Genomic DNA, 26,961 nt, shown 5'->3' with positions numbered 1-26,961 from the left:
CCGTAGGTCAATACACTTATCCGCCCTAGGCATGGCGGTTCGCGGGCCAATTGACGGGATGCGCAACACGGCGACACCGACAGGACTGTCAAGGACTGCGCCGTTTCGCCCTGTGGCGCGGGCGGCGGGGTCCAGCCTCAATGATCCCTTGGTCGTTTCGAAGGATCTGCGCGTCGATGAGCGCCCTGGCGACAAGCTCTGAGCGCTTGTAGACGCCGTAACGCTGCTTTGCGTGGGAGACGAAATAGCGCACCGAGGTCTCGCTCAGACCGAGTATCTGGCTGATCTCCCAATCGCTCTTGCCGACGGCGACCAATGCCGTGCATTGAGCTTCGCGGCGCGTGAGCCTGGGTACGTCATGTCCGCGCGAGGCATGATGTAGTCTGAGGCCCGCCTTGAACCCGAAGGCAGCGACGATGTGGAGCGTCGTCAGTAGCGATGGCGAAGCCATGATCGGCTCCGCGCGTGCGAAAGTGCAAGACGCATGGGATTCGCTCGGTATGTGGAGCGGCACGGTGACACCGTGGACGAGACCATGCAGCCGCGCTTCTTCGAACAGGGCTGATTGTGTGCCTGTGAGATCGACATAACCGGGAATCTCGTCCCAGCTGAACGGGCGGTCCAGCAACTGGCTCACCTCATAGACTGGATCGATGACGTACGCGTGGCTCTCGGTGTAGAAACGCACGAACTCCGCCGGATAGTTGGTAATAACCAGCGCCCGTTCGACCAAGCGTGGGAGGCCGCCATGTTGGATCATCGCGACATAGGGGAAGCCCATTTTCGTGGCGGCATCAGCTAAGGCGGCGAGCAGCGCTTCCATTGAAGAAGCGACATTGAAGCGTGAGAGTGTCTCACGCAGTCTGGCATTGACATACATGGCATCCTCCTTGGGTTGTGTTGGCCGTGCACCGGCAAACGTGCCAGAAGAAGCCGTTGTGATACCTATGGGAGATAGGGGGCATTCACAGCCGTCAGCCAGCGCTATGGCTGACGCGTGAGGCTGCTAGGGCAATCGTGGATTCGCTGTTTCGAAAACCTGGCTCAGGATCCGTGACACCGCCGCCGGTATTATTCTCCTGCGAAACCTGCGCGGAACCGTTCGGCAATCGTTAGTCTGAAGCATCGTTACGATGCCCCACGCAATTTGGTGTTCTGACATTCGACTGCCTCCTCACGCCATCGTGCCGATGGTTCGCCGGAACCTCGCCAACGCAATGGCGAAGAAGATCGCGCCGATAGCAATGATAGCCAGGAACTGGGGCCAGACCACGTCAAAGCCCGCGCCCCGGTAAAGGATGGCCTGCGCCATCTTCACGAAATGGGTGGTGGGCGCGGCCAACATGACCGTCTGGACGAACTCAGGCATGCTTTCGCGCGGCGTCGAACCGCCGGACAACATCTGCAACGGCAGCAGCACCAGCATCAGCAACAAGCCGAACTGCGGCATGGAGCGCGCGATCGTCCCCATGAAGATGCCGATGGAGGTCGTGGCGAACAGGTGCAGCCCCGCTCCGGCGAGGAACAGCGCGATCGACCCTTCGACGGGAACGGACAGTACCCCTTCCACCATCGCGAAAAGCGCGAAAGCGCAGGCGACCAGGACAACGAGCCCCATGGCCCAGACCTTGCTGGCCATGATCTCGAATGGCGTCACCGGCATCACCAGCAAATGTTCGATCGTGCCGTGCTCGCGCTCGCGGATCAGGGCCGCGCCCGTCAGCACGATCGACAGCATGGTGACGCTGTTGATGATTTCCATGACCGCGCCGAACCAGCTTTGCGCCAGCGTAGGATTGAACCGCACGCGCAGCGCCAGCTCGACCGGGACCGGCGTGCTCGCACGCGTGCCTTTCATGAATTCGGCAACTTCGCCCTGCACGATCTGCTGGATGTAGCCGCCGCCCGTGAAAGCCTGGCTCATCCGCGTAGCGTCAACGTTGAGCTGCAAGCCGGGTTGGCGTCCCGCAAGTACGTCTCGCTGAAAATCGGGCGGGATGTCGAGAGCGAACGTATAGCGCCCGGCATCCAGCCCCTTGTCCACTTCGTTCAGTCCCACGATCGAAGGGGGCGTGAAGTGCGGCGGATAAAAGGCGCCGGTTATCCGGCTGGAAAGCTGCGACTGGTCTTCATCGACGATCGCGATAGGCGCCTTGTGCAGCGTTTCCGGCATGGCGGTTGCCGCGACGTAGATCCCCACCGAGAACGAATAGAGGATCAGGAACAGCATCATCGGATCGCGCCACAGGCTGCGCAGTTCCTTGATGCCGAGCCGGTAGATGTTGGCCGCGTGGCGCATATCAGCTCTCCTGCTTGCGCAGCAACGCGACACACAGCGCCAGGATGACGGGAAACGTCGCGAACAGCACGAGAAGGTCGGGCCAGAGGTCGGCGAACCCCAGCCCCTTGGAAAAGACGCCGCGGCAGATGGTGACGAACCAGGTCGCGGGATATATCGATCCGATCACCGCGCCCGCCCCCTCGAGCGAGGACACCGGGTTGATCAGGCCGGAAAACTGCACGGCGGGCAGGATCGTGCCGATGGCGGTGGCGAACATCGCGGCAATCTGGCTGCGCATGAAGATGGAGAACAGCAGGCCGATGGCCGTCGCCGACAGCGTATAGAAGAGAGCGCCCAGCGTCATCGCGAGGAAACTGCCCGTCAACGGCACGCCGAACATCGTGACGGCGAGGAACACCAGCAGGACATAGTTCAGCATGGCGAGCGCGACATAGGGAAGCTGCTTGCCCAGCAGGAATTCCACCTTGCTGATCGGCGTCACGTAGAAATTGACGATGGATCCCAGCTCCTTTTCCCGCACCACGCTCAAAGCCGTCAGCATCGCCGGGAACAAGAGCAGCATCATCGGAATCACGGCCGGCGCGATGGCCACAAGGCTTTTCACGTCCGGATTGTAACGATAGCGCAGCTCGATATTGACGAGACCCATCGATGGCCGCGCACCTGTTTCCTGCACGGCCATTTCACTGAGCCAGTGGGCATGCAGGGCCTGGACATAGCCTTGCACGGTCTCAGCCCGCTGCGGCATGGCGCCATCGACCCATACACCGATCTGCACCGGCACGCCCCGGCGCAGGTCGCGCGCGAAATTGGGCGGAATCTCCAGGGCCACGCTCAGTTCGCCCGAGCGCATCCGCCGGTCCAACTGGCTATAGTCGGTGATCGGCGGCCGTTCGATGAAATAGCGCGATCCGGCCAGGTTGAGGACGTAGTTCTCGCTGGTGGTCGTGCCGTCGCGGTCCAGCACGGCGAACGGCAAGTCCTCCACGTCCATGCTGATGCCATAGCCCATGATGAACATCAGGATGACGCTGCCGAGCAGAGCCAGAGTGGCGCGGATGGGATCACGGCGCAATTCCAGCCCTTCGCGCCGGGCATAGCTCATCATCCGGCGCCGCATGAACCATGGGGAGCGGGCCGGTGCAGCCGAAATGTCCTGATCGGCCGCGGCAGGCGCGCCCGCAGGAACCGGATCGTCCCTCTTTTCTGTCGGCGTCTCGCCGCTCGCATCCTGAAGATAGGCGATGAACGCTTCTTCCAGGTCCGCCGCGCCGCGGTTCTCGACAATGGCGGCGGGAGTGTCGCTGACCAGCACCTTGCCCGCATGCATCAGCGATATGCGGTCGCACCGCTCCGCTTCGTTCATGAAGTGCGTGGAAATGAAGATCGTCACCTTGTCGCGCCGGGACAGGTCGATCATCATCTGCCAGAACTGGTCCCGCGCGATCGGATCGACGCCGGACGTCGGTTCATCGAGGATCAGCATTTCCGGCTTGTGGATCATGGCGACGGCTAGGCTGAGCCGCTGGCGCTGGCCCAGCGGCAAGGCGCCGGGCAACGCATCCATGATGCCATCCAGGCCGAACCGCTGCGCCATTTCCCTCACGCGGGCCGGCACGTCTTCGGCGGGAACATGGAAGAGCTGGGCATGCAGCTCGAGGTTCTGCCGGACCGTCAGTTCCGAGTAGAGCGAGAAGGCCTGGCTCATATAGCCGACGCGCCGGCGCGTCGCCATGTCGTCATTCTCGACCTCGCGGCCGAACAGCCAGGCCTGGCCTTCGCTGGCTTTCAGCAGGCCGGTCAGCATCTTCATGGTGGTTGACTTGCCGCAGCCGTTGGAGCCGAGGAATCCAAAGATCTCGCCGCGCTCGATGCGAAAATCGACATGATCGACTGCCGTGAAATCGCCGAAACGCATGGTGAGCCCCTGCGCCTCGATGGCGATCTCGGCCTCGCCGCCGTCGCTGCGCGGCGGAATTTCCACCGGCTTGTGCCCGCGGCGGCGCTCCTCGGGAAGCATCGAGATAAACGCCTGTTCCAGCGACTGTTCGCCGGTGCGTGCATAGAAGTCGGCTGCGGTGCCGGTGGCCAGCACCTTTCCCGCGTCCATCGCGATCAGCCAGTCGAAGCGTTCGGCCTCTTCCATATAGGCCGTGGCGACCAGCACGCTCATGTGCGGGCGGTTCGCGCGGATGCGGTCGATCAGATCCCAGAATTGCGCGCGCGACATGGGATCGACGCCGGTTGTCGGCTCATCCAGCAGCAGGAAATCGGGATCGTGGATGAGCGCGCAGCACAAGCCGAGCTTCTGCTTCATGCCGCCCGAAAGCTTGCCCGCCGGGCGCTTGCGGAACGGCGCGAGGCCCGTGCTTTCGGTGAGGTCGGCAATGCGGCGCTCGCGTTCGGCCGCGTCCTGCCCGAACAACCGCCCGAAGAATTCGAGATTTTCGTCGATGGAGAGCGTAGGATAGAGGTTCTTGCCCAGCCCCTGCGGCATATAGGCGATGCGCGGACACACGGCGTTGCGGTGGCGGGCCTCGGCCATGTCGCCGCCCAGCACCTCGACCCGGCCCTCCTGGATGGCTCGCGCGCCCGCGATCAGGGAAAACAGGCTGGACTTGCCGACGCCGTCCGGGCCGATCATCGCCACCATGCGCCCGGCGGGGATTTCAAGATTCACATCATCGAGCGCCAGCACCTTGCCGTAATGCAGGCTCACGCCCGAAACGCGGGCGACAGCTTCCGTCATTGCGGCACGTTGACGGTCAGTTTCGCGGGCCATTCGGATTTCGGATCGATCCGCACATAGGCCATGCCCGGAAGGCCGGTCTTGACCTGGGTGATATAGCGATCGAGCAACTTGCGATCGATCTGCGCCTTCACGCGGAACATCAGTTTCTGGCGCTCGCTTTGCGTCTCCACCGTCTTGGGCGTGAACTGGGCCACATCGGCAACGAAGCTGACTTTCGCAGGGATCGCACGATCCGGAAGCGCATCGAGCACGATGCGTACATCGCTGCCCAGCGCCACCTTGCCCGCGACCGTTTCCGGCAGGAAGAAGGTCATGTAGACGTCGCCCAGATTGACCAGGTTGAGCACGCGCCCGCCGCCACCCACGACTTCGCCCGGCTGGGCGACGCGATATTGCACGCGGCCGGCCGTCGGCGCCTTGAGGTCGCTGTCGCGGATATCGGCCTCGATCCGCTGGATGGTGGCGCGCACGGCATCGACCTGCGAACGCGCGCCGATCACCTGGTTGCGCGCCGTCGTGATCGCCGCGTCGACGGCCGCGAGTTGGGCGCGAGCGGCCTCCACTGCCGCCGCCGCGCCTTCGACGCGGGCCTGATCGTCATCCCGTTCCTGCACGGCGGTCGCACCTTCTCGCGCCAGCGTTTCCGATCGCGCCAGCCGCTTGCGCGCCGCGTTCAGCTCCGCCTCACGCTGGCGGACGCCGGCGAGAGCCGCCGCCCGGTTGCTCTGCTGCTGCGCGACCTGGCTGGTCGCGATCTGGATGCCGTTCAGCGCCTGCGCCAGTTGCGCTTCGGCTTCGGCCCTCTGGGCACTCAGCACGTCCGTATCCATATGGGCGACGACTTGCCCCGCCTGCACGAACGCGCCTTCGTCGACCAGGATTTCGCGGATGCGGCCGGGCGATTTGGCGGAAACGTCGATTTCAACCGCTTCGATCCGGCCGTTACCGCCGACGATGCCTTCGGGCAAATCGCCGGGCTTGAGCACCTGCCAAAGGAGCAGAGCTACAACGACGAGCGCCGCCGCGATGCCGCCCCTGATGAGCCATGTCTTCCGGGACGCCGTCATCACCTGTGTTCTCCGCCTTGATCGTTGCTGTCGTGGACGACTTCGGCGGGACCCCCGCCAAGCGCCGCGTAGAGGGCTATGCCGCTCGCCAGATGAGCGCGGCGCAACTGGATCAGCGCCTGTTCGGTGTCGAAAAGGTCGCGTTGCGCGTCCAGCACTTCCAGATAGGCCGAACGCCCGTTGTCGAACCGCAACCCGGCCAGCCGAGCCCGTTCGCGCAAGGCGTCCAGCGAGCTGCGCGCGGTGTCGATCCGCAACGCCAGTTGCCGGCGCCGGACCAGCGCGTCGGAAACATCACGAAACGCGCCCTGCACGGTCTTTTCATAGCTGGCCACGGCTTCGACCTGCCGCGCTTTCGCCAGATCGAGGTTGCCGGAAAGGCGGCCCGCATTGAACAGCGGCAGGGCGATCGTCGGGGTGAAGCTCCACGCGCGGCTCCCGTCGCCGAACAGCCCGTCGAGATCGGAACTCGCCGTGCCGAAGGCACCCGTCAGGCTGATATTGGGAAAGAACGCCGCCCGCGCCGCGCCGATATCGGCGTTGGCCGCCCGCAATTGATATTCCGCCGCCACGATATCAGGCCGGTTGACCAGAAGGTCGGAGGGCAAGCCCGGCGGAAGGGCGATATCCGGTCCGGTTTCGGCAAGACCGAGGGGCCCAGGCACGATCTCCACGGGCCGCCCGACCAGCAGCGCCAGCGCGTTGCGGTTCACGTCGCGGTCCTGCTCAAGCGCTTGCAGCGCATCCTGCGCCTGCGCCAGCAGCAACTGCGCCTGGGTCATTTCCAGTTTGGAACCTGAACCAACTTCATAGCGGCGACGCATGATCCGCAGCGAGTCCTCGCGCGTGACGATCGTCCGCCGGGCAAGCGCGAGGCGTTCCTCATATTCGCGCTCCAGCAGATAGCCATTGGCGACCTGCGCGATCAGGCCGGTGGCAACGGCGCGCTTCGCCTCTTCCGTCGCCAGATAACGATTGCGCGCGGCGTCGTTCAGGTTGCGCAGACGGCCCCAGAAATCGATTTCCCAGCTCGCGCTCACCTGCGCGGTGACCTGCTTGATGTCATAGCTCTGCGTGCCTGCGCCCGGCAGGCTGATGATGGAACGACCCCGCGTGCCGGTGCCGACGGCGTTGAGTTCGGGATAGAGCGCCGATCCCTCGATACGCCAGGCCGCGCGCGCCTGATCGACGCGGGCCGCGGCGATACGGATATCGCGGTTGTTCTCCAGCGCGGCCGCGATCAGCGCACGCAGATGCTCTTCCCGGAAGAAATCATGCCAACCGATCCGCGCGATGGACGCGCCCAGCGCGGCTGGCGCGGGATAGTCCTGCGGCACCGGCTGGGCCGGCCGGACATTGGGCGGCGCGAAGGAACAGCCGGACAGGAAAGATGGCACGATCATCGCCGCCATGACGGCCCGGAACCCGCATAAACGGCCAGTAATATGAGCGCGGCGAGCCATCTAGTCCGGTTCCATTCTGGTTCAAACAGGCGGTACGCCTATGGGCAAGCACCTCTCCGGACTATTAGTATCTACACTTAGTGGTTTTGATATTGCCCGGTATCACTTGCCGATCAAGCGCGAAAGCTGGAATGAAGCAGCGATGGGCCGCGAGCGATTCATGAAAGATGACGGCGCCGCATCGGGAACCGGCTCGCGTCTGCCTGCCCGCGATCCCAGGGGAGGAAGGCCGCCACAGGAGGTCGCAGCCCGGCTTGGACATCATATCCTCGAGACGGCGCTTGCCCAATTCATCGCCGGCGGCGTCGAGGGTACGAGTATGGAAGCTATCGCCGCCGCCGCACAGACATCGAAGCGAACGCTCTATTCCCGCTTCGGCTCAAAGCTCGCCCTGCTCGTCGCCGCCATGGAACACGGCCTTGCCCGCTATCTCGATCCGATCGCGGCATCGGTCCCTCGAGGAAGCACCCGCAAAAAAATCGCCTATATCGCTCGCAGGATGCTCGACCTGTCGCTTCAAGGCGATGTCGTGGGCATCGAAGCGCTCATCATCTGGCTGGCAAACCACAATCCGGGCATGATGCGGGCACAGCCCGCGATCGGCACCCAGTTCGGCATCGATCTGATGCAGACGATCCTTGCCGAGGCGAGCGAACCGAACAGCGAGGAAGCAGGCGATCTTCCGTTCCTCGCTGCTTTTCTCTTCGACGCGCTGGTCACCGTGCCGCGCCAGCGCATCCTGCAGCGCCATGATCTGCACAACACCACCCGGACAAAGGCTGCCTATATCGAGCGAGCGCTCGACCTCATGGCAAAGGCCATTCCGTTCCTGAACGAAGGGCGCGGTAACCGCCTCACATCCTGAAGCCCTCGCCAAGATAGCGATGCCGGACTTCGGGGTTGTCGAGTACCGCTTCTGGGCCGCCCTCGAACAGCATCCTGCCCTGATCGATGATATAGGCCCGCTCGACCAGTTCGAGCATCTCATGCACATTGTGGTCGGTCAGAAGGATCGCCACGCCTTCTCGCTTGAGCTTTCGCACCATCGCCTTGACGTCGGCGATCGACATGGGATCGATGCCCGCGAACGGTTCATCGAGCAGGATGACCGAGGGCGCTGCCGCCATGGCCCTGGCGATCTCGCAGCGCCTGCGTTCCCCGCCGGACAACCGCTGTGCGGGAACGTCGCGAATGTGGGCGATATTGAACTCGGCAAGAAGTTCATCGAGCCGCGCGGCAGCTACATCGCGATCGGCGATATGCAGTTCGAGCACGGCCGCGATATTCTCCGCAGCCGTCATGCCGCGGAAGATCGATCCTTCCTGGGGAAGATAGCCGAGGCCCAGCTTCGCTCTTCGATCCATGGGAAGCGCGGTGACATCCTGACCGCCAATCTCGATCCTGCCGGCATCCACGCTCATCAGGCCGGCAATCGCATAGAAGCAGAGCGTCTTGCCGGCCCCGTTTGGCCCCAGAAGCCCCACGATTTCGCCTGCCCGCACTTCGAGCGCGACATCGTCAAGCACCTTCCGCTTGCCAAAGGACTTCTCGATCCCGGCGATCGAAAGAACCGTCGGCGCGCGCTCGACTGCGACCGGTCCGATTGACGCGGGCGCAAGCGGCTCGCTCTCCGAACGCGCGGCCGGCGATACGAGTTGGGCATCATGCCCGAGATTTCCGCCAAGGTCCCTCAAAAGCCGGGTCAGTACGCGTCTCCATCCCGGCCGGCCAGCACCAGCGCAACCGCTGCCATCATGGCGATCTCGCGGATCATCCATTCTCCTTCAATTTCCCGCAAAATTGCCCGGGATGACGACCGCCGTACACTGTATCTCCAGGCAATGCATCGCCATCGTGAACTATACCTAGTGGCTTTACGCTCAATGATTGAGGCTCCTTTTTCTCCAGCAGGCCATGGCCGAATATCCCCGCGCCCGCGGTTGCGACTGGCCGTCAGACAGCCGTCCGGTCGCAACCAAGCTCCGTGCGGCTTGCATTCTATCTTACCTATGCAGTACCGTTCGGCATAAGAAGAACCGGGAGGGGCGGCCCAAACATCTGCTGTGGAATCCTGTCGGAGAGACGAGGCACCTTCCAGCGGAACTCGGAGTATATAGTCATGGCCACGTCCCCTCCGCCTTCCGACGATCCGCTGGACGGAATCAGCGAAACGCTCGACCGCACGGCATCGGCGGCCATCGCGCAGACGACTTTCGGCCTTTCGCCGGCCACGCTCCTGCTTGCCATGGCCGATTGGGGGATTCATCTCGCCACGTCGCCGGGCAAACAAATGCAGCTTGGCGCCAAGGCCATCCGCAAGCATGCCCGGCTTTTCGACTATCTGCAGCGCCGCATGGAAGACAGCGAGGCCGAACCGGCCATCGAACCATTGCCGCAGGACCGGCGCTTCGCCGATCCCGCCTGGAAAGAATTACCTTTCAATCTCGTCGCTCAGGCCTTCCTGCTCAACCAGCAATGGTGGCACGCCGCGACGACAGGCATTGGCGGTGTCTCGAAACATCATGAAGACATGGTGGAATTCGCCGCACGGCAGATGCTGGACATGCTCGCGCCGACCAACTTTCTCGCCACCAATCCCGTTCTCCAACACAAGATCGCGGAAACAGGTGGCCAATGCCTGGTCGACGGCTTCCGGCACCTGGTCGAGGACATGCAGCACATGGCGCGCGGCCTGCCGCCGGTCGGCGCCGAAGCCTTTCGCGTGGGCGAAAACGTCGCCACTGCCAAAGGCAAGGTCGTCTACCGCAACAAGCTGATCGAACTGATCCAGTATGAACCGACCACGGACACCGTGCGGCCCGAGCCAATCCTGATCGTGCCCGCGTGGATCATGAAATACTATATTCTCGACCTGTCGCCCGAGAACTCGCTGGTCCGCTGGCTGACGGCGCAAGGCTTCACCGTGTTCATGATTTCGTGGCACAATCCCGGCAGTGCCGACCGTGACCTCGACATGGACGCCTACCGGCACCTCGGACCGATGGCGGCGCTCGATGCGGTGACGGCGATCACCGGCGCGACGGGCATCCATGCCATGGGCTATTGCCTTGGCGGCACGCTGCTTTCCATCGCGGCCGCGGCCATGGCGCGCGACGGAGATGACAGGCTCGCCAGCGTCACACTGCTGGCCGCACAGACGGAATTCAGCGAGCCGGGGGAATTGGGCCTGTTTATCGACGAAGGCCAGCTCAACCTGCTGGAGAACATGATGTGGAGCCGGGGCTATCTGGACAGCAGCCAGATGGGCGGCGCCTTCCAGGTCTTGCGTTCCAACGACCTGGTCTGGTCGCGTGTGCTCGCCACCTACCTGATGGGCGAGCGCGAACCGATGAACGACCTCATGGCCTGGAACGCCGACGGCACACGGATGCCCTATGCCATGCACAGCCAGTATCTGCGCCGCCTGTTCCTCGACGACGACCTGGCCGAAGGAAAATACCGGGTGGATGGGCGAACCATCAACCTTGCCTCCATCCGCAAACCGCTGTTCGTGGTCGGAACCGAGCGCGATCATGTCGCGCCGTGGCATTCCGTCCACAAGATCCACCTGCTGACCGGGGCCGAGATCACTTTCGTCCTGACCAGCGGCGGGCACAATGCCGGCATCGTTTCGGAACCGGGCCACAAGGGCCGCCGCTACCGCGTGTTGACCCGCGAGGTCGACGGCACCTCCTACGATCCCGAAGAATGGGCAAGCCGCGCCGAGCAAAAGCAAGGCTCATGGTGGACGGCGTGGGGAGAATGGCTGGCCGCGCGTTCGGGAGAACCTGGTGCGCCGCCGCCCATGGGCGCAGCGGACAAGGGCTATGCGGCGATCGCCGATGCTCCCGGCCATTATGTGCTGGAGCATTGAGCAATGACTGACGGAACCATGATCGAGAACCGCACCTTCGACGAGATAAAAGTGGGCGATACCGCCAGTATCTCGCGCACGCTGACCGAAGAGGACATCCAGCTTTTCGCGCTCGTGTCCGGCGACGTGAACCCGGCGCATATGGACGCCGACTATGCCGCGACCGACATGTTCCGCCGCGTCATCGCGCACGGACTATGGGGCGGCGGTCTCATCTCCGCCGTGCTGGGCACCGAACTGCCCGGCCCCGGCGCGATCTATCTCAGCCAGTCGCTGCAGTTCACGCGGCCGGTAGGCCTTGGCGACACGATCACGGCGTCGGTGACGGTGGCGGAAAAACGCGCGCACCATGATATCCTGTTCGATTGCCGCTGCGTCAACCAGGACGGCGAGGAAGTCATCAGCGGCCAGGCCGAAGTCAAGGCGCCGGCCGAGAAGGTCCGCCGCCCCCGTGCGGCGCTGCCGGAGGTCAGCCTGCGCGACCATGACGGCTACCGCAAGCTGATCGAGATGACCGCCAATGGCGTGCCGGAACCGACGGCGGTGGCTCATCCCTGCAGCGCGGCCGCCATGCTGGCCGCGATTGAAGCCGCCGAAGCCAATCTCATCATGCCGATCCTGGTCGGGCCGGAAGCGAAGATCCGCAAGGCGGCCGAAGACGCCGGCAAGGACATTTCGCCTTTCCGCATCGTATCCGCCGCCCATAGCCACGAAGCGGCGGCAAAGGCCGTGGACCTGGTGCGCGGCGGCGAAGCGAAGCTGTTGATGAAAGGCTCGCTCCATACCGACGAACTGATGGGCGCCATCGTGCGCTCCGCCACGGGCCTGCGGACCGAACGGCGGATCAGCCATGCCTATATCATGGACGTGCCGGGCCATCCGACGCCGCTCATCATCACGGATGCCGCGATCAACATCGCCCCGACGCTCGATGAAAAGGCGGACATCATCCGCAACGCCATCGACCTTGCCCATGTCATCGGCATCGAGAAGCCGAAAGTGGCGATCCTTTCCGCCGTGGAGACGGTCAATCCCGCGATGCAATCCACGCTGGACGCTGCCGCCCTGTGCAAGATGGCGGATCGCGGGCAGATCACGGGCGGCATTCTGGACGGGCCCCTGGCTTTCGACAACGCGATCAGCGAAGCCGCCGCCAAGGAGAAAGGCATCGTCTCGCTGGTGGCGGGCAAGGCCGAAATCCTCGTCGTGCCCAACCTGGAAGCGGGCAATATGCTGGCCAAGCAGTTGACGTTCCTGGGCGGCGCGGACGCGGCGGGCATCGTGATGGGCGCGCGCGTGCCGATCATCCTCACCAGCCGGGCCGACAGCCTGCGCACCCGCCTCGCCTCCTGCGCGGTCGCGGTGCTGATGGCGCGCGCCGCCACCAAGGCCGCGCCCGGCCTGCCGGGAGCGGCGAGCGCATGAAAGCCGTCGTCGCCATCAACTCCGGTTCGTCCAGCATCAAGTTCTCGCTGTTCACGCTCGATGGCCGGGACGGGCTGACGCTCTCGGCAGGCGGCAAGATCGAGAAGATCGGCATCGCGCCCAGCCTGCGGGCCCGCTCCGCGACGGGGGAAACGCTCATCGAGCGGGACTGGCCGGACGGCGCCGCGCTCAGCCATGCCGACCTGCTTATGGACCTCTTCGCCTGGGCAGGAGACCATCCGCTGGAAGGGCGGGACGTGATCGCCATCGGCCATCGCGTGGTGCATGGCGGCCTGGACTTCGTCACGCCCCGCCTGGTCGATGCCGACCTGCTGGACAGGCTGGAAACGCTGTGCCCCCTCGCCCCGCTGCATCAGCCGCACAACCTCGCGGCGATCCGCGCGATCGCGAAGCTGAAACCCGACCTGCCGCAGGTCGCCTGCTTCGATACGGCCTTCCACCACGACAAGCCGGACGTCGCCTCGCGCCTGGCCATCCCGCGCAAGTTCCACGATCAGGGCATCCGCCGCTACGGCTTTCACGGCCTGTCCTATGAATATGTCGCAATGCGTCTCGCGGAGATCGACCCGGCGCTGGCCGCGGGCCGCGTGGTCGCGGCGCACCTGGGCAACGGGGCCAGCCTCTGCGCCATGCGGGACTGCAGGAGCGTCGATACGACCATGGGCTTCACTGCGCTCGACGGCCTGGTGATGGGCACGCGCTGCGGCACTATCGATCCCGGCGTGATCCTGCACTTTCAGCTCCGCATGGGCATGAGCGCGGCCGATGTGGAGGACATGCTTTACCGGCAGTCCGGCCTGCTCGGCGTGTCCGGCCTGTCGAGCGACATGCGGGCGCTCGCGGCCAGCGATGCGCCGGAAGCGGAAGAAGCCATGGCGCTGTTCGCCTGGCGCGCCGCGCGCGAGACGGCCGCGCTCGCCTCGTCGATGGGCGGGCTGGACGGCATCGTCTTCACCGCCGGGATCGGAGAGAACGACGCCGCGATGCGCCAGCGTATCTGCGCACGCCTCGCATGGCTGGGCGTGGAACTCGACGAACAGGCGAACGCTGCCGGCGCCCCGCTTGTCAGCACGCCCGGCAGCCATGTCGCGGTGCGCGTCATTCCCACCGACGAGGAACGGATGATCGCGCTCCACACCTTGCACGTGCTGGGGGAGAATCCATCATGAGGCGCGCGATAAGCCTTGCCACCATCGCGCTTGCCGTCCCTGCCGCGGCTCATGCCGCATCGCCCGTCGAAATCCTGATCAGCGATGCCGGGCAGGAGGACGAAACCGGCGCTGTCCTAGTCGATCTGCGCCTGCTCAATGACAGCGGCGATCCGCAGGGCATGGCCCTTCCGGACCGCATCGAAGCGCAGGTGGAGCAGAGCGGCGTCTCTCGCACCGCCTGGCTGGAGCGCATGGCGACGACGCCTCCAAACCCGATCATTCCACCTGGCGGTTTCACGCGCGCGACCTACCGGCTTGCGCGGAGGACCAATCTGTCGCTGGAAGGCGCCGCGATCTCCGTTCCCGCATGGGGCACGCGGCAGATCACGCTGGCATTGCGGCCCGCGGACCGAGGGGCGCAAATAGCCACGAACACCTCCGCGCAATCCGGGCCTCCCAACGCGCCGGGGTTGGAAAACAAGGCTGTGCCGCCTCCCTCGGACCGGTCGGCGGGCAACGCCTTTTTCGCCAACCTGTCGGCCTATGAACCGATCTATGCTGTCTATGGTCCGGGCACCGACAGCGCCGCACGCATCCAGATCAGCTTCAAATATCAGATTTTCGGAACGAGACGCGCCCAGGGCTTGCCACTTTCCTGGCGCGACGGACTGCATTTTGCCTATACCCAGCGCATGTTCTGGGATCTTGGCGCGGATTCCTCGCCGTTTCGTAACATCGACTATCAGCCGGAACTCTTCTACCTGACCCCTTCAGCTACGTTGACACGCGGCATCTCGCTGAGCGCACAGGGCGGCTTTCGCCATGAATCCAACGGTCGCTCCGGTCTCGATTCCCGCAGCCTCAACACGCTCTATGTGGCGCCGATGGCCGCCTTCCCGCTCGGCGGCGGCTATCGCCTGTCGGTAGCTCCGCGCTTCTCCCTCCTTGTCGGCGACAAATCCGACAATCCCGATATCCGCCGCTACAGAGGCAATAGCTCGCTCTTCCTGGAAGTCGGGAAAGATGACGGCCTACGCCTTACGACATCCACGCGGTTCAGCGTCTCCAGCGGCAAAGGCGCACTCGCCGCCGATTTTTCCTATCCGCTCTCGCGGCTATTGGGCGGGGGACCCGACTTCTATCTCTTCGGCCAGAGCTTCATCGGCTATGGCGAGAATCTGCTCGACTATGATCGCCATACGACCCGTTTTCGTCTGGGCGTGGCACTGGTGCGTTGAAACCCGCCTTCATGCACATCACGCACTTGAGCGACGCCTCCTGCGACATCAGCGCTTCCTGCTCGACTTGAGGTTGCACTCTGGCAATAGTCGACACGCTCACAGCAAAAGTTCCGAGTCACCAAGAAGGAGCCCTTCACATGCCGTCACAATCGAGGCGCTATTCCAGCCCCTATGGTATGGCCGACCCGGCATTGGAGACCAGTTGGGGCTGGGTCCTGGCTTATGGGCTGCTCGTGATCCTGATCGGCGTTTTTGCGCTCCTCAACCCAATCGCGACGGGCTTCGCGACAGGTGTTTTCCTTGCCGTGGCGCTCCTCATATACGGAATACTGGCTATCGCGGCCGGGTTGTCCTCGCTCTCCCGGCGCGCACGCTGGATCGAGATCCTCCTCGGCGTGCTGAGCCTCGTCGCGGCCGCCATCACTTTCTTCAATCCCTTCGCCGGGGCCTTGACGCTCGTCGCGCTGATCGGCGCCTGGTTGCTCATCATCGGCGTTTTCGAAATCGTCGGCGCATTCCAGTCTGCGCATGACCGGGGCTGGCGCCTGCTACTCGGCGTTCTCGACACTGTTCTGGGCGGTCTCCTCCTGTTCAGCGATCCCGCGACCGGACTTGCCTTCCTGGCATTGGCGGTCGGCCTGAGCTTCCTGCTGCGAGGAACCTTCCTCATCATCCTCGCCATGGGTCTGCGCCGCATCGGTAAGCTATAGACTTAGTGCGGCAAGGGTGCCCTGCCCCGAACAACAAAGGAAACGCCAGGATGATCGGAGGATACAAACCGCTTTCGGTCTTGCTCATCCTGGCGGCAACGGTCGGAAATGCTCCGGCATCGAGCATTTCCGGGACTATCTGGCGCAACCCTGCAAACAGTGTGCATATCCGCGCGCAACCGTGCGACGACAGGATGTGCGGTGTCGTCGTCTGGGCTAACGACAAGGCGAAAGCCGATGCGCGCAAGGGCAGCCCGGATCCTCTGGTGGGCGCACAGCTGTTTCGTGATTTCGAGCAGGAGCAGCCCGGCGTGTGGCGCGGCCGCGTTTTCGTGCCCGATATCGGCCGGACCTTCACCGGGCGCGTCACGGTACTCGACAGCAACAGGCTCGAGGCGAACGGCTGCCTCGTCGGGCGCATCGGGTGCCGGTCGCAGATCTGGACGCGCGTCGAGAAGTAGACGCATGGATTGACAGGCTGAAAGACACCTCTCCCATCCGGCTCGCTGACCCTGCGCAAATGCGATAACGCCGAAGGCGAAATGACCGCGTGCCTGATTCTCTTCCTGATCGTCCTTGGTATCAACCTGTTGCCCGCGTTCGGTCCCCCGACATGGTCGATCATCGTTCTCTATGGCCTGACGACCGATCTGCCTGTCGCCTTGATCGTGTTCATTGGCGCGCTCGCGGCCGCTCTTGGACGTTTGCTGCTTGCCTGGGGCTTTCGATTTCTCAAGGACTATTTGCCCGCGAAACAAAAGCGCAACCTCGAAGCAGCGAAAAAAGTCGTCGAGGACCGACCGAAAAGCGCGATTTTCGGGCTCGCGTTGTTCGCGCTCTCTCCGCTTCCCTCGGCGCAACTGTTCGAAGCGGCCGGCCTTGCGGGTATCAGGCTGGGGAAGTTCACAGCAGCGTTTTTCGTCGGGCGTCTCGTCTCCTATTCGATCTATGCCGCGACAGCAGGCGTGATCCGCAAATCGAGCCTGGGTGACGTCTTTACCGAGCGCCTCACCAGTCCGTGGGGCATCGCGATGCAGATCGGCATGATCATCCTGCTTGCTGCGCTCGCCCAGATCGACTGGAGCAGATTTCTGCGCTCCGACAACGATCCGCGCTCAAGCGCATGATCTCAAGGAAACAGGTCCCCGTCGCAGACGGTCCATTCGTCGGCAACACGCAAAATTGAAGACGGCGCCGAAAGCCTGCTTGGGTCAAAGCTGCGATTCCAGCGGCAGAAGGCCAATGGCCTGTGCGGTTAGTCTGCGCCAGAACGAGGCTTCCGGTTCCCGGTCGTATCGGACGGGCACGCCGTTCCGGCTCCCGGCCCATGCCACGTCGCCATCCGACGTCAGACAGACCTCATAGCTGCGGGAGGGCGCGGTATCGCGCTGCCAGATGGCAGCCATCTTCCGGGCCAGGGCCTCGGACTCGAAGAGGACGCCCATTTCCGTGTTGAGGGAAGCCGAACGAGGATCCAGGTTCATCGAGCCGATGAACCCCATATGCCCGTCGGCAGTGAAAGCCTTGGTGTGCAGGCTTGCCCGGCTCGATCCTCGCAGGGAAAAGTCCCGCTCCTGATGCTCGGGGCGCAATTCCCAGAGCTTGATCCCTGCCTCGAGCAGCGGAACACGGTAGCGCGCATAACCGCCATGGACCGCGGCGACATCGGTTGCCGCAAGAGAATTGGTCAGGACCGAGACCGAAACCCCCTTTGCCGCAATCGCGGCGAGCGCCGCCGTGCCTTCCTCGCCGGGGATGAAATAGGGCGAAGTGATTTCAAGCCTTTCCCGCGCCGCATCGAAGACCGGCAGCAGGTCGTGCATCAGCCAGTTCTTGCCCTCCTTGCCCAGCACCTTGCGCGGCGGATCGGCGATCACGCGGGCGGCGCGAGTCCAGTCGGGCCGCGTGGTCTCGGGATCGAGAAGCGAGAGCCGTTTGGCGATGCGCTCCAGATAGGGGCGCGCGGCAGCCTCATTGGCAGCGTTGCTCAATTCGGCGGCGATCCGCGTCAGCGCCGCGCCAGGATCTTTCAAGGGCGAAAGCCTATCGACCGGCAACGCCAGGCCGCTGTTCCAGTAATCGTCGAAGATCTTCTCCGTCTGGGCGACGGCTGGCCCCATCACCAGCACGTCCATGTCGCGGAAATTGGTTTGCGTCGCGGCATCGAAATAGGCGTCGCCGATATTGCGCCCGCCAAGGATGGCAACGCGGCCATCAGCGATCCAGGCCTTGTTGTGCATGCGCCGGGTCACGCTGAAGGCGCGCAGCATCATTTCGATGCCGCGCCGCAAGCCGCCCTGCCGCGCCCGGGTCGGGTTGAAGATACGGATCTCGATATGCGGATGATGCGCCATGGCGATCATCGCATCAGATGTATGGCTGGTGCCGATGTCGTCGATCAGGATCCGCACCCTGACGCCGCGATCGGCCGCGGACAGGGCCTCGGCCAGAAGAAGGCGGCCGGTCAGATCGTCGTGCCAGATGTAATACATCAGATCGAGCGAGCGCTCGACCTTGCGCGCCGACAATCCACGTGCCGCGAAGGCGTCGAGATTCTCGTCCAGCAAAAGCAGGCCGCTCTCACCGGGGTGCGCATCCGTCGTGGCGCCGATACGCTGATCGAGCGGCGTCCGGCCGCGTTCGATCGACAGTGCGTAGGAAGGCTCCCCCTGCGCGCGACTGGCGAACAGGCCGTAGACCCAAGTCGCGAGCATCGACGCCGCGACGAAGCCCAGGCAGGCAAGGATGACGATCCGGATCAGACGGCAGCATCCGCCTGCGGCTGCTGGCGCACGAGCAGGACATCGCAATCGAGACGGCTGAGCAGCGCCCGCGCCGTGCTGCCGAGCACCGCCACCGTCAGGGCCGATCGACCGTGCGTTCCGATCACGGCCAGGTCGGTTTCGCTCAGCTTCACATGATTGCGGACAACCTCGCAAACCTCGCCATAGTCGACATTGATATCCAGCCTGTCGCGTGCGTCGGCGGGCAGATCGGTCCTGTCCAGAAAGGCATCCAGATCATAGGCTATCCTGGCCTGCAGCGCAGCTGCCGGCCCTTCCCGGCCCCGAAGTGCCTCCAGCGGCACGTGATAGGCGTGAACGAGAGTGATCTCGGCAGCGGGGAATGCGGCCATGGCCGTGCGAAGCGCCTGGGCCGAGCAGCCGGAGAAATCGGTTGCGACCAAGACCCGGCGATAGTGGTGCTGGGTCTTTTCCTTCACGATAAGCACCGGCGCATGAGCATGGCGTATCATGCGCTCCACGGTCGTGCCGATCAGGAAATCCCCGATATCGTCATGGCGCGAGATGCCGGTCACGATGAGATCCGCCCCGCATGCGGTTGACGCTTCCAGCACCGCCTGCGAGACGGCGCCGGTGGCGAGGCGTGTCTCGACCGGAATATCCGGGTCCGCCACCTCCGCCCGCAAGCGGGCATGAAGGCGACTCTCGGCGGCCTGCAGTCCGTCGAGCATGTCTGCGGGATCGGGATCCCTCTGAACGTGGAGAAGAACCAGATGTGCGCGCCACTCGCTCGCCAGCTGTATCGCGCGGTCGCGGGCTCGGTCGCAGCGACCGCTAAAATCGGTTGGAAACAGAATCGTTCGCGGGGTCATATCGACGCAACATATCAGCAGTGGTCCGCCAACCAAGGAACGTGTCGCCGTGTATTTGCAGGACGGACAGAAATGTTCTTCGGCAAGGATTCGCTGGCCGTCGCGAAGCAGACCGATATTATGGCCTGATCAGAAGAGGATGGATAAAATCACAACACCAGACATCATATTGCGAACCCCGACGCTCACTGCCGTGGCAACGGCCGGCGCATCCCACGCACCATCGACACGCTTCTCGCGCCGAACGCTTCTTGCCGGCACCATGACTGCCGCGCTCTGCCTGACCGCCGCTCCGATCCGCGCTATGGCGCTTGATCCAGGATCGATCGCGGCGAGCGTGGAAGCGTTACGGCCAGGAGAGTTCCTGTGGGCGCCCGAAGCGGCTCCCGATGGTCCGGTGGTCATCATCGTCAGCCTCGCCAGGCAGCGGGCCTATGTCTATCGCAACGGCGTCCTGATCGGCATCTCGACCGTTTCCACCGGCGCAGCCGGCCACGAAACGCCGACCGGGGTTTTCACCATCCTCCAAAAGAAAGTCGCGCACAGATCGAACCTCTACAATGACGCGCCGATGCCCTACATGCAGCGCCTCACCTGGGACGGGATTGCCATGCACGCCGGCAATCTTCCGGGCTATCCCGCCTCGCACGGATGCATCCGGTTTCCCCTGACGTTCGCCGAGCACCTCTATGATGTCACGCAGCTTGGCCTGACGGTCATCATCACGCAGGCAAGCGAGATTCCGCGCTTTGCCCCAGCTCCCCGTATCCTGCAGGATACGGCCCGGCGCTCGTCGTTCGGGAATGCCTTTTTGACGGTCTGGCAGCCAGAGAAAGCACTCACAGGGCCGATCTCCATAATCGTCAGCGCGGCGGACCAGCGCGCCGTGGTGTTGCGAAACGGCATCGAAATCGGTTCGGCGCCTGTCGCCATCCGCGGCAAGATCTCCGGCCTTCAGGCCTTCAACCTCGCCTCCATCGACGAACACGGGACGCATTGGATGTTCCTCCCTGTATTTGGCGGTGCACAGACGGGGGAAGTCTCGCGGCAGGACCGGGAGCGGCTAATCCTTCCCGAGGACTTCAGACGGGGCCTGCTGTCGGTGCTCAAACCGGGAAGCACGCTGATCGTCACGGCCGATACCCTCGAAAGCGGGAGTACAGGCACATCCCTGACCGTGCTCACGGGCGAGGATGCCCAAGCGGATACAAACGAACGATGACGTTGCGCAATCCCGACTTCGCGTCCATCGCAGCGTCTTACCGCCTGATTCCAAACAGCCCCCTGCCATAATTGCGAAGACCGGCCTAATTACGACATACTCACCAGAGGATTTGACTTCGATGTCCCGATCATTGCGCGTTCCAGTTTCCCTTGCCGCCGCCATCCTGCTGGGGCTGTCCTCGGCGGCTCCGTCACTGGCTGAAACCGCGCCCGCTGCGCCGCCTTCGGCCGACGCCACGGCAATCGCGGTACCCGACGGATTTGAGTTGGCGCCGGACGGCACAACTCTTGTCCACGTGGCCAGCGGCCTGCGCTTCCCGGAGGAATTCGAGGGCTTTACCCGCCTCAGGGAACGGGCATTCGATCCGGGCGGCGAGTATATCGCCATCGGCTACGACCGGCCACTCGGCACCGGCGACGATCGCATCGTGGTGCGGATGGCGGTGGTCCATATCGACCAGATGTCGCCACGCGACCACTATATGATCATGCGTCAGGCTACGATGTCCCATTTTGCCGCGCCGACCATCGTGTCGGAAGGACCGGCGACGATCCCAACCAATCGCCGCCTCAAGGCCTATCGCGGAACTTTCACCGGCTATCGCGACGGCAAACCATGGCGTTCCAGCCTGACGACAGTCGACTATGGCTATTGGAGCGGACGCATGACGGCCGCCTATCCCGAAAGCGAAGCTGCCGAAGCTGAGAAATATCTTGGCGTGCTGCTGGCGGAAATCCGCGCGCAGCGCCCAAAGGCGCCGAAACGGTAGACTGGGGACGATGCCCGCGCGAAACCGCTCACTTTGACGGAGCAAGCAGCGAGAGGAGGCGCCGCCAATCTTGTTCGATCATCCGCCAGCGAAAAACGGCAAGCATGTGGGTCAGCAATCGGGAAAGATAATTCCTTTCCCGTGATCGGGCTACGATTTCGTGGACCTCCCTTTCGGTCCACGGCTTCCATTGTCCAGCGACGGCGATCATGTTCGAGCGGAAGGCCGTATCACTTCATCTCGCAATATACGCTCGGTTTCCGTTATCCGAATGGGGATTGCCGCAGTTATTGAGCGACGCAGTGCAAGTTATCCTTGCCCAGTTCGGCTCCCGTTCCGCTATTTCCTGGGCTGGAAGCTGATGCGGCTTGTAAGCCCCTCTAACGCGCCTCTCACTCATACGCGACGTTCCGCAGCGATCAAAGCGGCCTGATAGGCCGCATCCTCACCCATAATCGCACGCGCTGTCGCGATTAGTTCAGGACTCGCATTACGTGGACGACCCGTATCGAACGGGGGGCTGGATCATATTCGATCGCGAGTTACGTAATTTTTGCAGTCTCTTCACCCCGAAGTTTCGCAAGAAGACGGATTCCGAAATCGATCCCCGCGGTCATGCGAAGGCCAAAGCTGTGAACATAGCCGTCATGCACGTCGAAACCATATTGGAGGCAGCCGTCGAACCGGATGATCTGGAATTGGCGCTGCCTCTCATGAGCCGCCTGCAGGAGGCCATGATCACATGAACTAGGCCGGGTCTCTCCAATCTCTATGGATTCAAGCGTGACGGCCCCTTCACCGAGTGCCGATTTCAGCGTGGTGCGACAAATGTAGACCGATTCAAGTAGGGATTGCTGAGCTATGCCGGCTACCAATCATCGTCAGGGTTTCGTCAGGAAAGACTGTTGAACTTTTTCACGGCATTTTACGAAGGACACCATGAGCCGACTAAGATCCCATCCCGAACGCCATGCGGTGTCACGCATCGGCTGGCTACGCGCGGCAGTGCTGGGAGCCAATGATGGGATCGTTTCGACCGCGAGCCTCATCGTCGGCGTCGCAGCCTCCGGCGCGGGCAAGGCCAATATCCTGGTCGCAGGGATGGCGGCGCTGGTGGCAGGCGCCATGTCGATGGCCGCCGGCGAATATGTCTCGGTCAGCTCTCAGGCGGACACGGAGAATGCCGACCTCGCCCGGGAAAGAGGTGAACTCGCCGTTCAACCGGTGCTCGAGCATCAGGAACTGGCGGACATCTATGTCAAACGCGGTCTGAATGAGGAACTGGCCCGGCAGGTAGCCGACGAACTAATGGCAAAGGATGCGCTGGCCGCGCATGCCCGCGACGAACTCGGCATTTCCGAAGTCGTGACCGCCCGCCCTATCCAGGCCGCGCTCACATCCGCCGCAACTTTCAGCACAGGCGCCCTCATGCCCCTGTTGTTGGTCGCCGTCGTTCCGCATGATAGCCTCGTCGCAATCGAGGTCGCGGCAACCCTGTTGTTTCTCGCACTGCTGGGCGCGCTTGGCGCCTGGGCCGGGGGCGCCCGCCCCATGAAATCAATCCTACGGGTCACATTCTGGGGCGCGCTGGCCCTGGCTGCGACCGCGGGCATCGGGAGGCTGTTCGGAACAGTGGTTTGAACCACGCTGCTCACATCGTCAGGATTCGGTCAGTGAACACCCGTAGCCCTTCCAGCTGGAAAGGCGAACGTGATGACAAATTCTGAATATACAAGGACATTCAAGGTTTGGGACACGCCGCTACGGCTATTCCATTGGCTGCTGGTCCTAGCGATCTCGATCGCGTTTCTCTCTTCCGACGACGATAGTCCGATCGCATCGTGGCATATGGTCGCAGGATGGTCTGCTGCTGCCTTGCTTGCGTTCCGTCTGATCTGGGGCTTCGTCGGAGGCGAGCATGCCCGGTTCGTGAATTTCATTCGGCCAACAGCAATCGCCACCCATGCACGCGACCTTCTAGCTGGCCATCCTCGACGTTCCGTGGGTCATAATCCACTGGGCGCGATCGCAGTCGTGGCGCTGATCGGATTGACCGGAATCGTCATCTGGAGCGGCAGCAGCGTTGCGGCAGGCGGCATGGACAAAGACCTTCATGAAACCCTCGCCTACAGCCTGCTTGCTTTGATCGGGCTTCATGTCGGCGCCGTGCTGTTGATGTCGCTGCTCACCGGCGAAAACCTTGTTCGCGCGATGATCAGCGGCCGCAAGAAGAACAGCCTCTATCCGAATGTGCGTGAGGCTCGGGGACCAGGCTTGTTTGCGGCTCTACTTGGTGCCGCAGCGATCGTTCTGGCAATCATCGCCATTGTCATGGTGGATCCGACCGCCTTCGCGCCGCAGCAACGCCATTCCCATCACGGTTCGCACGAGGAAAGGGATTGAAAACATCGGTTGATGGTCTGGTAGAAAGCTTCAATCCTTCTTGCCTTTCGTTCCTGGTGGAAAGTCTACATTAAACCCATGCGCCTTCTCATCGTCGAAGATAATGAGCGAATGGCGGCACTGATCGCCGACGGTCTTCAGCGCCGGGGCTTCGTGTGCGATGTTGCCCATGATCTCGCACAAGCCGACGCTGCGATGGGCAGCGCGAGCTATGATGCCATCATACTCGACCTCGGCCTGCCCGACGGCGACGGGATCGACTGGCTCGCGAGCCGCCGAAAATATCAGCAGATGCCGCCTGCCATCATCCAGACCGCGCGTGGGGCGCTGGAGGATCGCGTCACCGGTCTCGATTCCGGCGCAGACGATTATATCGTCAAACCCTTCGAGATCGACGAGCTCGCCGCGCGCATCCGCGCCCTGCTGCGCCGGCCTGGCGTTCGAACCCAGCCCGTCATCGAAGTCGGCATGCTGCGTTTCGACACGGCAAGCCGCTCTGCCAGCATTGGCGATCGCGAGATCGACCTTTCGCGCCGCGAGGCGGACCTTCTGGAACTGCTGATGCGGCGAGCCGGCACGGTGGTCCATCGCGAAGTGATCGAGAACGCGCTCTACAGCTTCAACGATCCGGTGACCCCCAATGCGGTCGAAGCCGCCATTTCGCGTCTGCGCCGCAAGCTCGAAGACACGGGCGTGGCCGGCGCGCTCCATACCGTTCGGGGTGTCGGCTATATGCTGAAGGACGGGAAGGCATGACCGTGCAGCGCTCCATCTCACGGCGCCTCAAACGCGGTTTGGGCCTGATTGGTGTGGCGGGCACCGTTCTGCTGCTGGCGGCGGTCGCCTTCTTCTACAGTGTCACCTTCACACATCTCGATGCACGCGCGGCGATGATCCGCGCGATCAAGGAAATGCTTGAGCATGTCGCTCTGCCGCTTGTCGTCCTGCTCGTTCCCGTCGCGATCATGGTGCTCCGAGTGATCCGCCAGGCCTTCGCACCGCTGGAAGATGCCGCCGCCCGGATCGAGGCTGCACAGGGCCACGAACGAGGGTTCCGCATCGATGCGTCGCAAATGCCCGCCGAGGCGCTACCCTTCGTCTATGCGGTCAACGATCTGTTGGCGCGGCTCGATCAGGCCGCGCGGCGGCAGGAAGCGTTCGCCGCCGACGTCGCGCACGAGTTGCGCACGCCGCTCGCCCTCCTGTCTCTCGAACTCGACCGGCTTGACTATGACGACGCCGCGCGCCTCAAGGAAGACGTGGCGGCCATGCGCCGGCTGATCGACCAACTCATGCTGCTCGCGCAGATCGACGCGGCGGAGGCCGCCCAGACCGCTCCCGAACAGGTGTCACTCGCGGATGTGGCGAGCGAGGTCGTCAGCGCCGTGGCGCCGGGGATCATCGCACAAGGCAAGCTGATCGCGTTCGATACCCGCGGTCAGGCTGCGGTCGTGAACGGCAGGCGCGAAGCGATTGCGGCAGCGCTGCGCAATCTGATCGAGAATGCCGCGCGCGTGACGCCGGCTGGTGGCACGATCCAGGTCTTCGCCGGCCCCCACGCGCTATTGGGCGTGCGGGACGAGGGCCCTGGGCTGGCGCTCGAAAGGTTGCGCGACCTTGTGCAACGCCACCGCCGCGCCGACCATGCGAGCAAGGATGGCGCCGGCCTCGGCCTCGCTATCGTCGACCGGATCATGGCGGCCCATGGCGGCACGCTTGAGACCGATCCGGCCGACCGTGAACTGGTGCTGCGTTTTCCCGCGACCTGATCTTCAATCCTCATATCCCGTCAGGGTTCGGTCAGGAACGCTCCCTAGCCCGAGCGCATGTCCAGACGATACACCCTCATTGCGGGCGCCGCGACGATCGCCTTGATTCTATCAGGCCTGTGGTGGTTCGCCAGTCGACCGGTCGAGACGGGCAACTCCGCGCCGGCAAGCAACGCCCAACCGACAGATGGGATCCTGGCGGTGGATGCGCGCCGCGCCGCGCAGATGGGTATCCGCCTTATGCCCGCGACGGCAGCCGCGGATGCGGCGCTCGCCACCATCCCCGCGATGATCGAGCCTCCCGCCAACGCCCGGGTGGCGGTGGCCGCGACCTTTCCCGGCACCGTGTTGCGGACTCTCGTGGTCGAGGGCGACAGCGTGCGGCGGGGCCAGCCGCTGGCGATCATCGCCAGCCGCGACGTGCTGACGATCGGCGCGGACCTCAGCCGCGCGAACGCGCGGCGTGGCGTAGCCGAGGCCAATGCCGCGCGGCTCTCCCTGCTCAGCCGCGAAGGCATCATCGCAGGCGCGCGCGCTGACGAAGCCAATGCCATCGCAGCCGAGGCTCGCGCCGACGTTTCGGAAAAGTCGCGCATCCTGGCGATGGTGGGCGGTCATGGCGCCAGCGGCTCCTATACGCTGACGGCTCCTATCGCGGGTCGCGTCACCAGCGCCTCCATCCAGACCGGCAATCCGGTGGACGGCACCACCGCGCCCTATGTGATCGACGCGACGGATCGCTATGAAGTGGTCGGCCAATTGCCCGAACGGCTGATCGGGCAAGTGCGCCCCGGCATGAGCGTGCGGCTACTTCCCAACCTCACCGGCCGGATCGTCGCGGTGGGAACGGCCATCGATCCCGCGACCCGTTCGGCCGGCCTCAAGGCGGAGATTCCGGCCGGACCCGGTGTTGTCGCGGGGCGCGCAACCAGCATCGTCATCGTCGGCCCGGCGCCGGCGGGCGCGGTCAGCGTGCCCGATACGGCGGTCACCATGATCGACGGCAAGCCGGTTGTGTTCGTGACCGCGCGCGGCGGCTTTGCCGTGCGCGCCGTGACCGGCGGCAGCGGCAGTGATGGCCGCACGGTGCTGCTCTCCGGGATCAGGCCCGGTGAACAGGTGGTGGTTTCCGGTACGAGCGCGCTCAAGGCGCTCGCCACCGCGCAATAGGCT

At 63.7% G+C, this 26,961-nt stretch carries 25 protein-coding genes and 1 pseudogene; 17 read left to right on the top strand and 9 right to left on the bottom strand.

Going from position 1 to position 26,961, the window contains the following annotated elements; genetic code table 11:
• Nucleotides 1-88: 88 nt before the first annotated feature.
• The 5 genes from SGRAN_RS03315 to SGRAN_RS03295 form a co-directional block, all read right to left on the bottom strand.
• Nucleotides 89-880 (bottom strand): helix-turn-helix transcriptional regulator, encoded by a 792-nt coding sequence (locus SGRAN_RS03315; protein ID WP_013846843.1) that lies wholly within the window; start codon nucleotides 878-880, stop codon nucleotides 89-91.
• Between the two features lie 294 nt (nucleotides 881-1,174).
• Nucleotides 1,175-2,299 carry an ABC transporter permease gene (locus SGRAN_RS03310; protein ID WP_030090407.1) on the bottom strand — a complete coding sequence of 375 codons (1,125 nt, stop codon included), beginning with the start codon at nucleotides 2,297-2,299 and terminating at the stop codon, nucleotides 1,175-1,177.
• Between the two features lies 1 nt (nucleotide 2,300).
• Nucleotides 2,301-5,084: a ribosome-associated ATPase/putative transporter RbbA gene (gene rbbA, locus SGRAN_RS03305; protein WP_404950392.1), complete on the bottom strand. Its 2,784-nt coding sequence runs from the start codon at nucleotides 5,082-5,084 to the stop codon at nucleotides 2,301-2,303.
• Nucleotides 5,048-6,121, bottom strand: coding sequence for an HlyD family secretion protein (locus tag SGRAN_RS03300; protein WP_021246282.1), 1,074 nt, complete (start codon nucleotides 6,119-6,121; stop codon nucleotides 5,048-5,050). Before SGRAN_RS03300 ends, rbbA begins: the two co-directional genes overlap by 37 nt.
• Nucleotides 6,121-7,524, bottom strand: a complete 1,404-nt coding sequence (locus SGRAN_RS03295) for an efflux transporter outer membrane subunit (protein ID WP_051743724.1) — start codon at nucleotides 7,522-7,524, stop codon at nucleotides 6,121-6,123. Before SGRAN_RS03295 ends, SGRAN_RS03300 begins: the two co-directional genes overlap by 1 nt.
• Before the next feature lie 100 nt (nucleotides 7,525-7,624).
• Between SGRAN_RS03295 and SGRAN_RS03290 the strand changes: the two genes are divergently transcribed.
• Complete coding sequence (locus tag SGRAN_RS03290; RefSeq protein ID WP_231746292.1) at nucleotides 7,625-8,449, top strand: TetR/AcrR family transcriptional regulator; 825 nt, start codon at nucleotides 7,625-7,627, stop codon at nucleotides 8,447-8,449.
• On the opposite strand, the gene lptB is transcribed toward SGRAN_RS03290, so the two are convergent.
• The gene (gene lptB / locus SGRAN_RS03285; protein ID WP_062066091.1) at nucleotides 8,439-9,362 is read right to left on the bottom strand and encodes an LPS export ABC transporter ATP-binding protein; all 924 of its coding nucleotides are present in this window, start codon (nucleotides 9,360-9,362) and stop codon (nucleotides 8,439-8,441) included. The genes SGRAN_RS03290 and lptB overlap by 11 nt on opposite strands.
• Before the next feature lie 341 nt (nucleotides 9,363-9,703).
• On the opposite strand from lptB, the gene SGRAN_RS03280 reads away from it, so the two are divergent.
• The 7 genes from SGRAN_RS03280 (at nucleotide 9,704) to SGRAN_RS03250 (ending at nucleotide 17,133) form a co-directional block, all read left to right on the top strand.
• Nucleotides 9,704-11,458 carry a PHA/PHB synthase family protein gene (locus SGRAN_RS03280; RefSeq protein WP_030090402.1) on the top strand — a complete coding sequence of 585 codons (1,755 nt, stop codon included), beginning with the start codon at nucleotides 9,704-9,706 and terminating at the stop codon, nucleotides 11,456-11,458.
• Between the two features lie 3 nt (nucleotides 11,459-11,461).
• Entirely contained in the window at nucleotides 11,462-12,883 is a 1,422-nt protein-coding gene (locus SGRAN_RS03275; protein WP_030090401.1) for a bifunctional enoyl-CoA hydratase/phosphate acetyltransferase, read from the top strand.
• Nucleotides 12,880-14,073: an acetate/propionate family kinase gene (locus SGRAN_RS03270; RefSeq protein WP_030090400.1), complete on the top strand. Its 1,194-nt coding sequence runs from the start codon at nucleotides 12,880-12,882 to the stop codon at nucleotides 14,071-14,073. Before SGRAN_RS03275 ends, SGRAN_RS03270 begins: the two co-directional genes overlap by 4 nt.
• Nucleotides 14,074-14,234: 161 nt before the next feature.
• Nucleotides 14,235-15,293, top strand: a complete 1,059-nt coding sequence (locus SGRAN_RS03265) for a phospholipase A (RefSeq protein WP_311880560.1) — start codon at nucleotides 14,235-14,237, stop codon at nucleotides 15,291-15,293.
• A gap of 140 nt (nucleotides 15,294-15,433) precedes the next feature.
• Nucleotides 15,434-16,006, top strand: coding sequence for an HdeD family acid-resistance protein (locus SGRAN_RS03260; protein WP_021246274.1), 573 nt, complete (start codon nucleotides 15,434-15,436; stop codon nucleotides 16,004-16,006).
• Nucleotides 16,007-16,056: 50 nt separating this feature from the next.
• Complete coding sequence (locus tag SGRAN_RS03255; RefSeq protein WP_021246273.1) at nucleotides 16,057-16,467, top strand: DUF2147 domain-containing protein; 411 nt, start codon at nucleotides 16,057-16,059, stop codon at nucleotides 16,465-16,467.
• Between the two features lie 81 nt (nucleotides 16,468-16,548).
• Nucleotides 16,549-17,133: a hypothetical protein gene (locus SGRAN_RS03250; RefSeq protein WP_021246272.1), complete on the top strand. Its 585-nt coding sequence runs from the start codon at nucleotides 16,549-16,551 to the stop codon at nucleotides 17,131-17,133.
• Nucleotides 17,134-17,217: 84 nt separating this feature from the next.
• Here SGRAN_RS03250 and SGRAN_RS03245 read toward each other — a convergent pair whose 3' ends face one another.
• Both SGRAN_RS03245 and SGRAN_RS03240 read right to left on the bottom strand, forming a co-directional pair.
• Nucleotides 17,218-18,720, bottom strand: coding sequence for a phospholipase D family protein (locus SGRAN_RS03245; RefSeq protein WP_051743722.1), 1,503 nt, complete (start codon nucleotides 18,718-18,720; stop codon nucleotides 17,218-17,220).
• Between the two features lie 44 nt (nucleotides 18,721-18,764).
• Complete coding sequence (locus SGRAN_RS03240) at nucleotides 18,765-19,622, bottom strand: universal stress protein (protein WP_021690797.1); 858 nt, start codon at nucleotides 19,620-19,622, stop codon at nucleotides 18,765-18,767.
• On the opposite strand from SGRAN_RS03240, the gene SGRAN_RS22510 reads away from it, so the two are divergent.
• The 3 genes from SGRAN_RS22510 to SGRAN_RS22890 are packed head-to-tail and all read left to right on the top strand — an operon-like array spanning nucleotide 19,509 to nucleotide 21,616.
• Nucleotides 19,509-19,751 (top strand): hypothetical protein, encoded by a 243-nt coding sequence (locus SGRAN_RS22510; RefSeq protein ID WP_162180676.1) that lies wholly within the window; start codon nucleotides 19,509-19,511, stop codon nucleotides 19,749-19,751. The genes SGRAN_RS03240 and SGRAN_RS22510 overlap by 114 nt on opposite strands.
• 10 nt (nucleotides 19,752-19,761) lie before the next feature.
• On the top strand, nucleotides 19,762-20,844 hold the full coding sequence (locus tag SGRAN_RS03235; protein ID WP_081856543.1) for a L,D-transpeptidase: 1,083 nt from the start codon (nucleotides 19,762-19,764) through the stop codon (nucleotides 20,842-20,844).
• Nucleotides 20,816-21,616: a hypothetical protein gene (locus SGRAN_RS22890; protein WP_237233734.1), complete on the top strand. Its 801-nt coding sequence runs from the start codon at nucleotides 20,816-20,818 to the stop codon at nucleotides 21,614-21,616. The genes SGRAN_RS03235 and SGRAN_RS22890 overlap by 29 nt, the downstream gene beginning before the upstream one ends.
• 28 nt (nucleotides 21,617-21,644) lie before the next feature.
• On the opposite strand, the pseudogene SGRAN_RS23280 reads toward SGRAN_RS22890, so the two are convergent.
• Nucleotides 21,645-21,830 (bottom strand): annotated as a pseudogene (locus SGRAN_RS23280) (DUF7079 family protein); the annotation flags it as partial.
• A 280-nt stretch (nucleotides 21,831-22,110) separates the two neighbouring features.
• Here SGRAN_RS23280 and SGRAN_RS03225 point away from each other — a divergent pair.
• From SGRAN_RS03225 to SGRAN_RS03200, 6 genes are all read left to right on the top strand, one after another.
• Nucleotides 22,111-22,362, top strand: coding sequence for a hypothetical protein (locus SGRAN_RS03225; RefSeq protein WP_021246267.1), 252 nt, complete (start codon nucleotides 22,111-22,113; stop codon nucleotides 22,360-22,362).
• Between the two features lie 193 nt (nucleotides 22,363-22,555).
• Nucleotides 22,556-23,257 carry a VIT1/CCC1 transporter family protein gene (locus tag SGRAN_RS03220; RefSeq protein ID WP_030538172.1) on the top strand — a complete coding sequence of 234 codons (702 nt, stop codon included), beginning with the start codon at nucleotides 22,556-22,558 and terminating at the stop codon, nucleotides 23,255-23,257.
• Nucleotides 23,258-23,329: 72 nt separating this feature from the next.
• On the top strand, nucleotides 23,330-24,019 hold the full coding sequence (locus SGRAN_RS03215) for a cytochrome b/b6 domain-containing protein (RefSeq protein ID WP_030538173.1): 690 nt from the start codon (nucleotides 23,330-23,332) through the stop codon (nucleotides 24,017-24,019).
• Nucleotides 24,020-24,097: 78 nt separating this feature from the next.
• Entirely contained in the window at nucleotides 24,098-24,775 is a 678-nt protein-coding gene (locus SGRAN_RS03210; RefSeq protein ID WP_021246264.1) for a response regulator, read from the top strand.
• Complete coding sequence (locus SGRAN_RS03205; RefSeq protein WP_021246263.1) at nucleotides 24,772-25,788, top strand: sensor histidine kinase; 1,017 nt, start codon at nucleotides 24,772-24,774, stop codon at nucleotides 25,786-25,788. The genes SGRAN_RS03210 and SGRAN_RS03205 overlap by 4 nt, the downstream gene beginning before the upstream one ends.
• Before the next feature lie 57 nt (nucleotides 25,789-25,845).
• Nucleotides 25,846-26,958: an efflux RND transporter periplasmic adaptor subunit gene (locus SGRAN_RS03200; protein ID WP_030093018.1), complete on the top strand. Its 1,113-nt coding sequence runs from the start codon at nucleotides 25,846-25,848 to the stop codon at nucleotides 26,956-26,958.
• The last annotated feature ends 3 nt before the right edge of the window (nucleotides 26,959-26,961 follow it).

The organism is Sphingopyxis granuli (assembly GCF_001559015.1).
In the GTDB taxonomy this organism is placed as follows: Bacteria; Pseudomonadota; Alphaproteobacteria; order Sphingomonadales; family Sphingomonadaceae; genus Sphingopyxis; species Sphingopyxis granuli.
Note: the sequence above shows the minus strand (reverse complement) of the source record. Positions and strands in the feature narration are given on the sequence as shown.

Bases quoted from the DNA above. Each gene is read 5' to 3' on its own strand.
- SGRAN_RS03315 (WP_013846843.1), bottom strand. From the start codon at position 880: ATGTATGTCAATGCCAGACTGCGTGAGACACTCTCACGCTTCAATGTC.
- SGRAN_RS03310 (WP_030090407.1), bottom strand. From the start codon at position 2,299: ATGCGCCACGCGGCCAACATCTACCGGCTCGGCATCAAGGAACTGCGC.
- rbbA (WP_404950392.1), bottom strand. From the start codon at position 5,084: ATGGCCCGCGAAACTGACCGTCAACGTGCCGCAATGACGGAAGCTGTC.
- SGRAN_RS03300 (WP_021246282.1), bottom strand. From the start codon at position 6,121: ATGACGGCGTCCCGGAAGACATGGCTCATCAGGGGCGGCATCGCGGCG.
- SGRAN_RS03295 (WP_051743724.1), bottom strand. From the start codon at position 7,524: ATGATCGTGCCATCTTTCCTGTCCGGCTGTTCCTTCGCGCCGCCCAAT.
- SGRAN_RS03290 (WP_231746292.1), top strand. From the start codon at position 7,625: ATGGGCAAGCACCTCTCCGGACTATTAGTATCTACACTTAGTGGTTTT.
- lptB (WP_062066091.1), bottom strand. From the start codon at position 9,362: ATGGATGATCCGCGAGATCGCCATGATGGCAGCGGTTGCGCTGGTGCT.
- SGRAN_RS03280 (WP_030090402.1), top strand. From the start codon at position 9,704: ATGGCCACGTCCCCTCCGCCTTCCGACGATCCGCTGGACGGAATCAGC.
- SGRAN_RS03275 (WP_030090401.1), top strand. From the start codon at position 11,462: ATGACTGACGGAACCATGATCGAGAACCGCACCTTCGACGAGATAAAA.
- SGRAN_RS03270 (WP_030090400.1), top strand. From the start codon at position 12,880: ATGAAAGCCGTCGTCGCCATCAACTCCGGTTCGTCCAGCATCAAGTTC.
- SGRAN_RS03265 (WP_311880560.1), top strand. From the start codon at position 14,235: ATGGCCCTTCCGGACCGCATCGAAGCGCAGGTGGAGCAGAGCGGCGTC.
- SGRAN_RS03260 (WP_021246274.1), top strand. From the start codon at position 15,434: ATGCCGTCACAATCGAGGCGCTATTCCAGCCCCTATGGTATGGCCGAC.
- SGRAN_RS03255 (WP_021246273.1), top strand. From the start codon at position 16,057: ATGATCGGAGGATACAAACCGCTTTCGGTCTTGCTCATCCTGGCGGCA.
- SGRAN_RS03250 (WP_021246272.1), top strand. From the start codon at position 16,549: ATGACCGCGTGCCTGATTCTCTTCCTGATCGTCCTTGGTATCAACCTG.
- SGRAN_RS03245 (WP_051743722.1), bottom strand. From the start codon at position 18,720: ATGCTCGCGACTTGGGTCTACGGCCTGTTCGCCAGTCGCGCGCAGGGG.
- SGRAN_RS03240 (WP_021690797.1), bottom strand. From the start codon at position 19,622: ATGACCCCGCGAACGATTCTGTTTCCAACCGATTTTAGCGGTCGCTGC.
- SGRAN_RS03235 (WP_081856543.1), top strand. From the start codon at position 19,762: ATGGATAAAATCACAACACCAGACATCATATTGCGAACCCCGACGCTC.
- SGRAN_RS22890 (WP_237233734.1), top strand. From the start codon at position 20,816: ATGCCCAAGCGGATACAAACGAACGATGACGTTGCGCAATCCCGACTT.
- SGRAN_RS03220 (WP_030538172.1), top strand. From the start codon at position 22,556: ATGAGCCGACTAAGATCCCATCCCGAACGCCATGCGGTGTCACGCATC.
- SGRAN_RS03215 (WP_030538173.1), top strand. From the start codon at position 23,330: ATGACAAATTCTGAATATACAAGGACATTCAAGGTTTGGGACACGCCG.
- SGRAN_RS03210 (WP_021246264.1), top strand. From the start codon at position 24,098: ATGCGCCTTCTCATCGTCGAAGATAATGAGCGAATGGCGGCACTGATC.
- SGRAN_RS03205 (WP_021246263.1), top strand. From the start codon at position 24,772: ATGACCGTGCAGCGCTCCATCTCACGGCGCCTCAAACGCGGTTTGGGC.
- SGRAN_RS03200 (WP_030093018.1), top strand. From the start codon at position 25,846: ATGTCCAGACGATACACCCTCATTGCGGGCGCCGCGACGATCGCCTTG.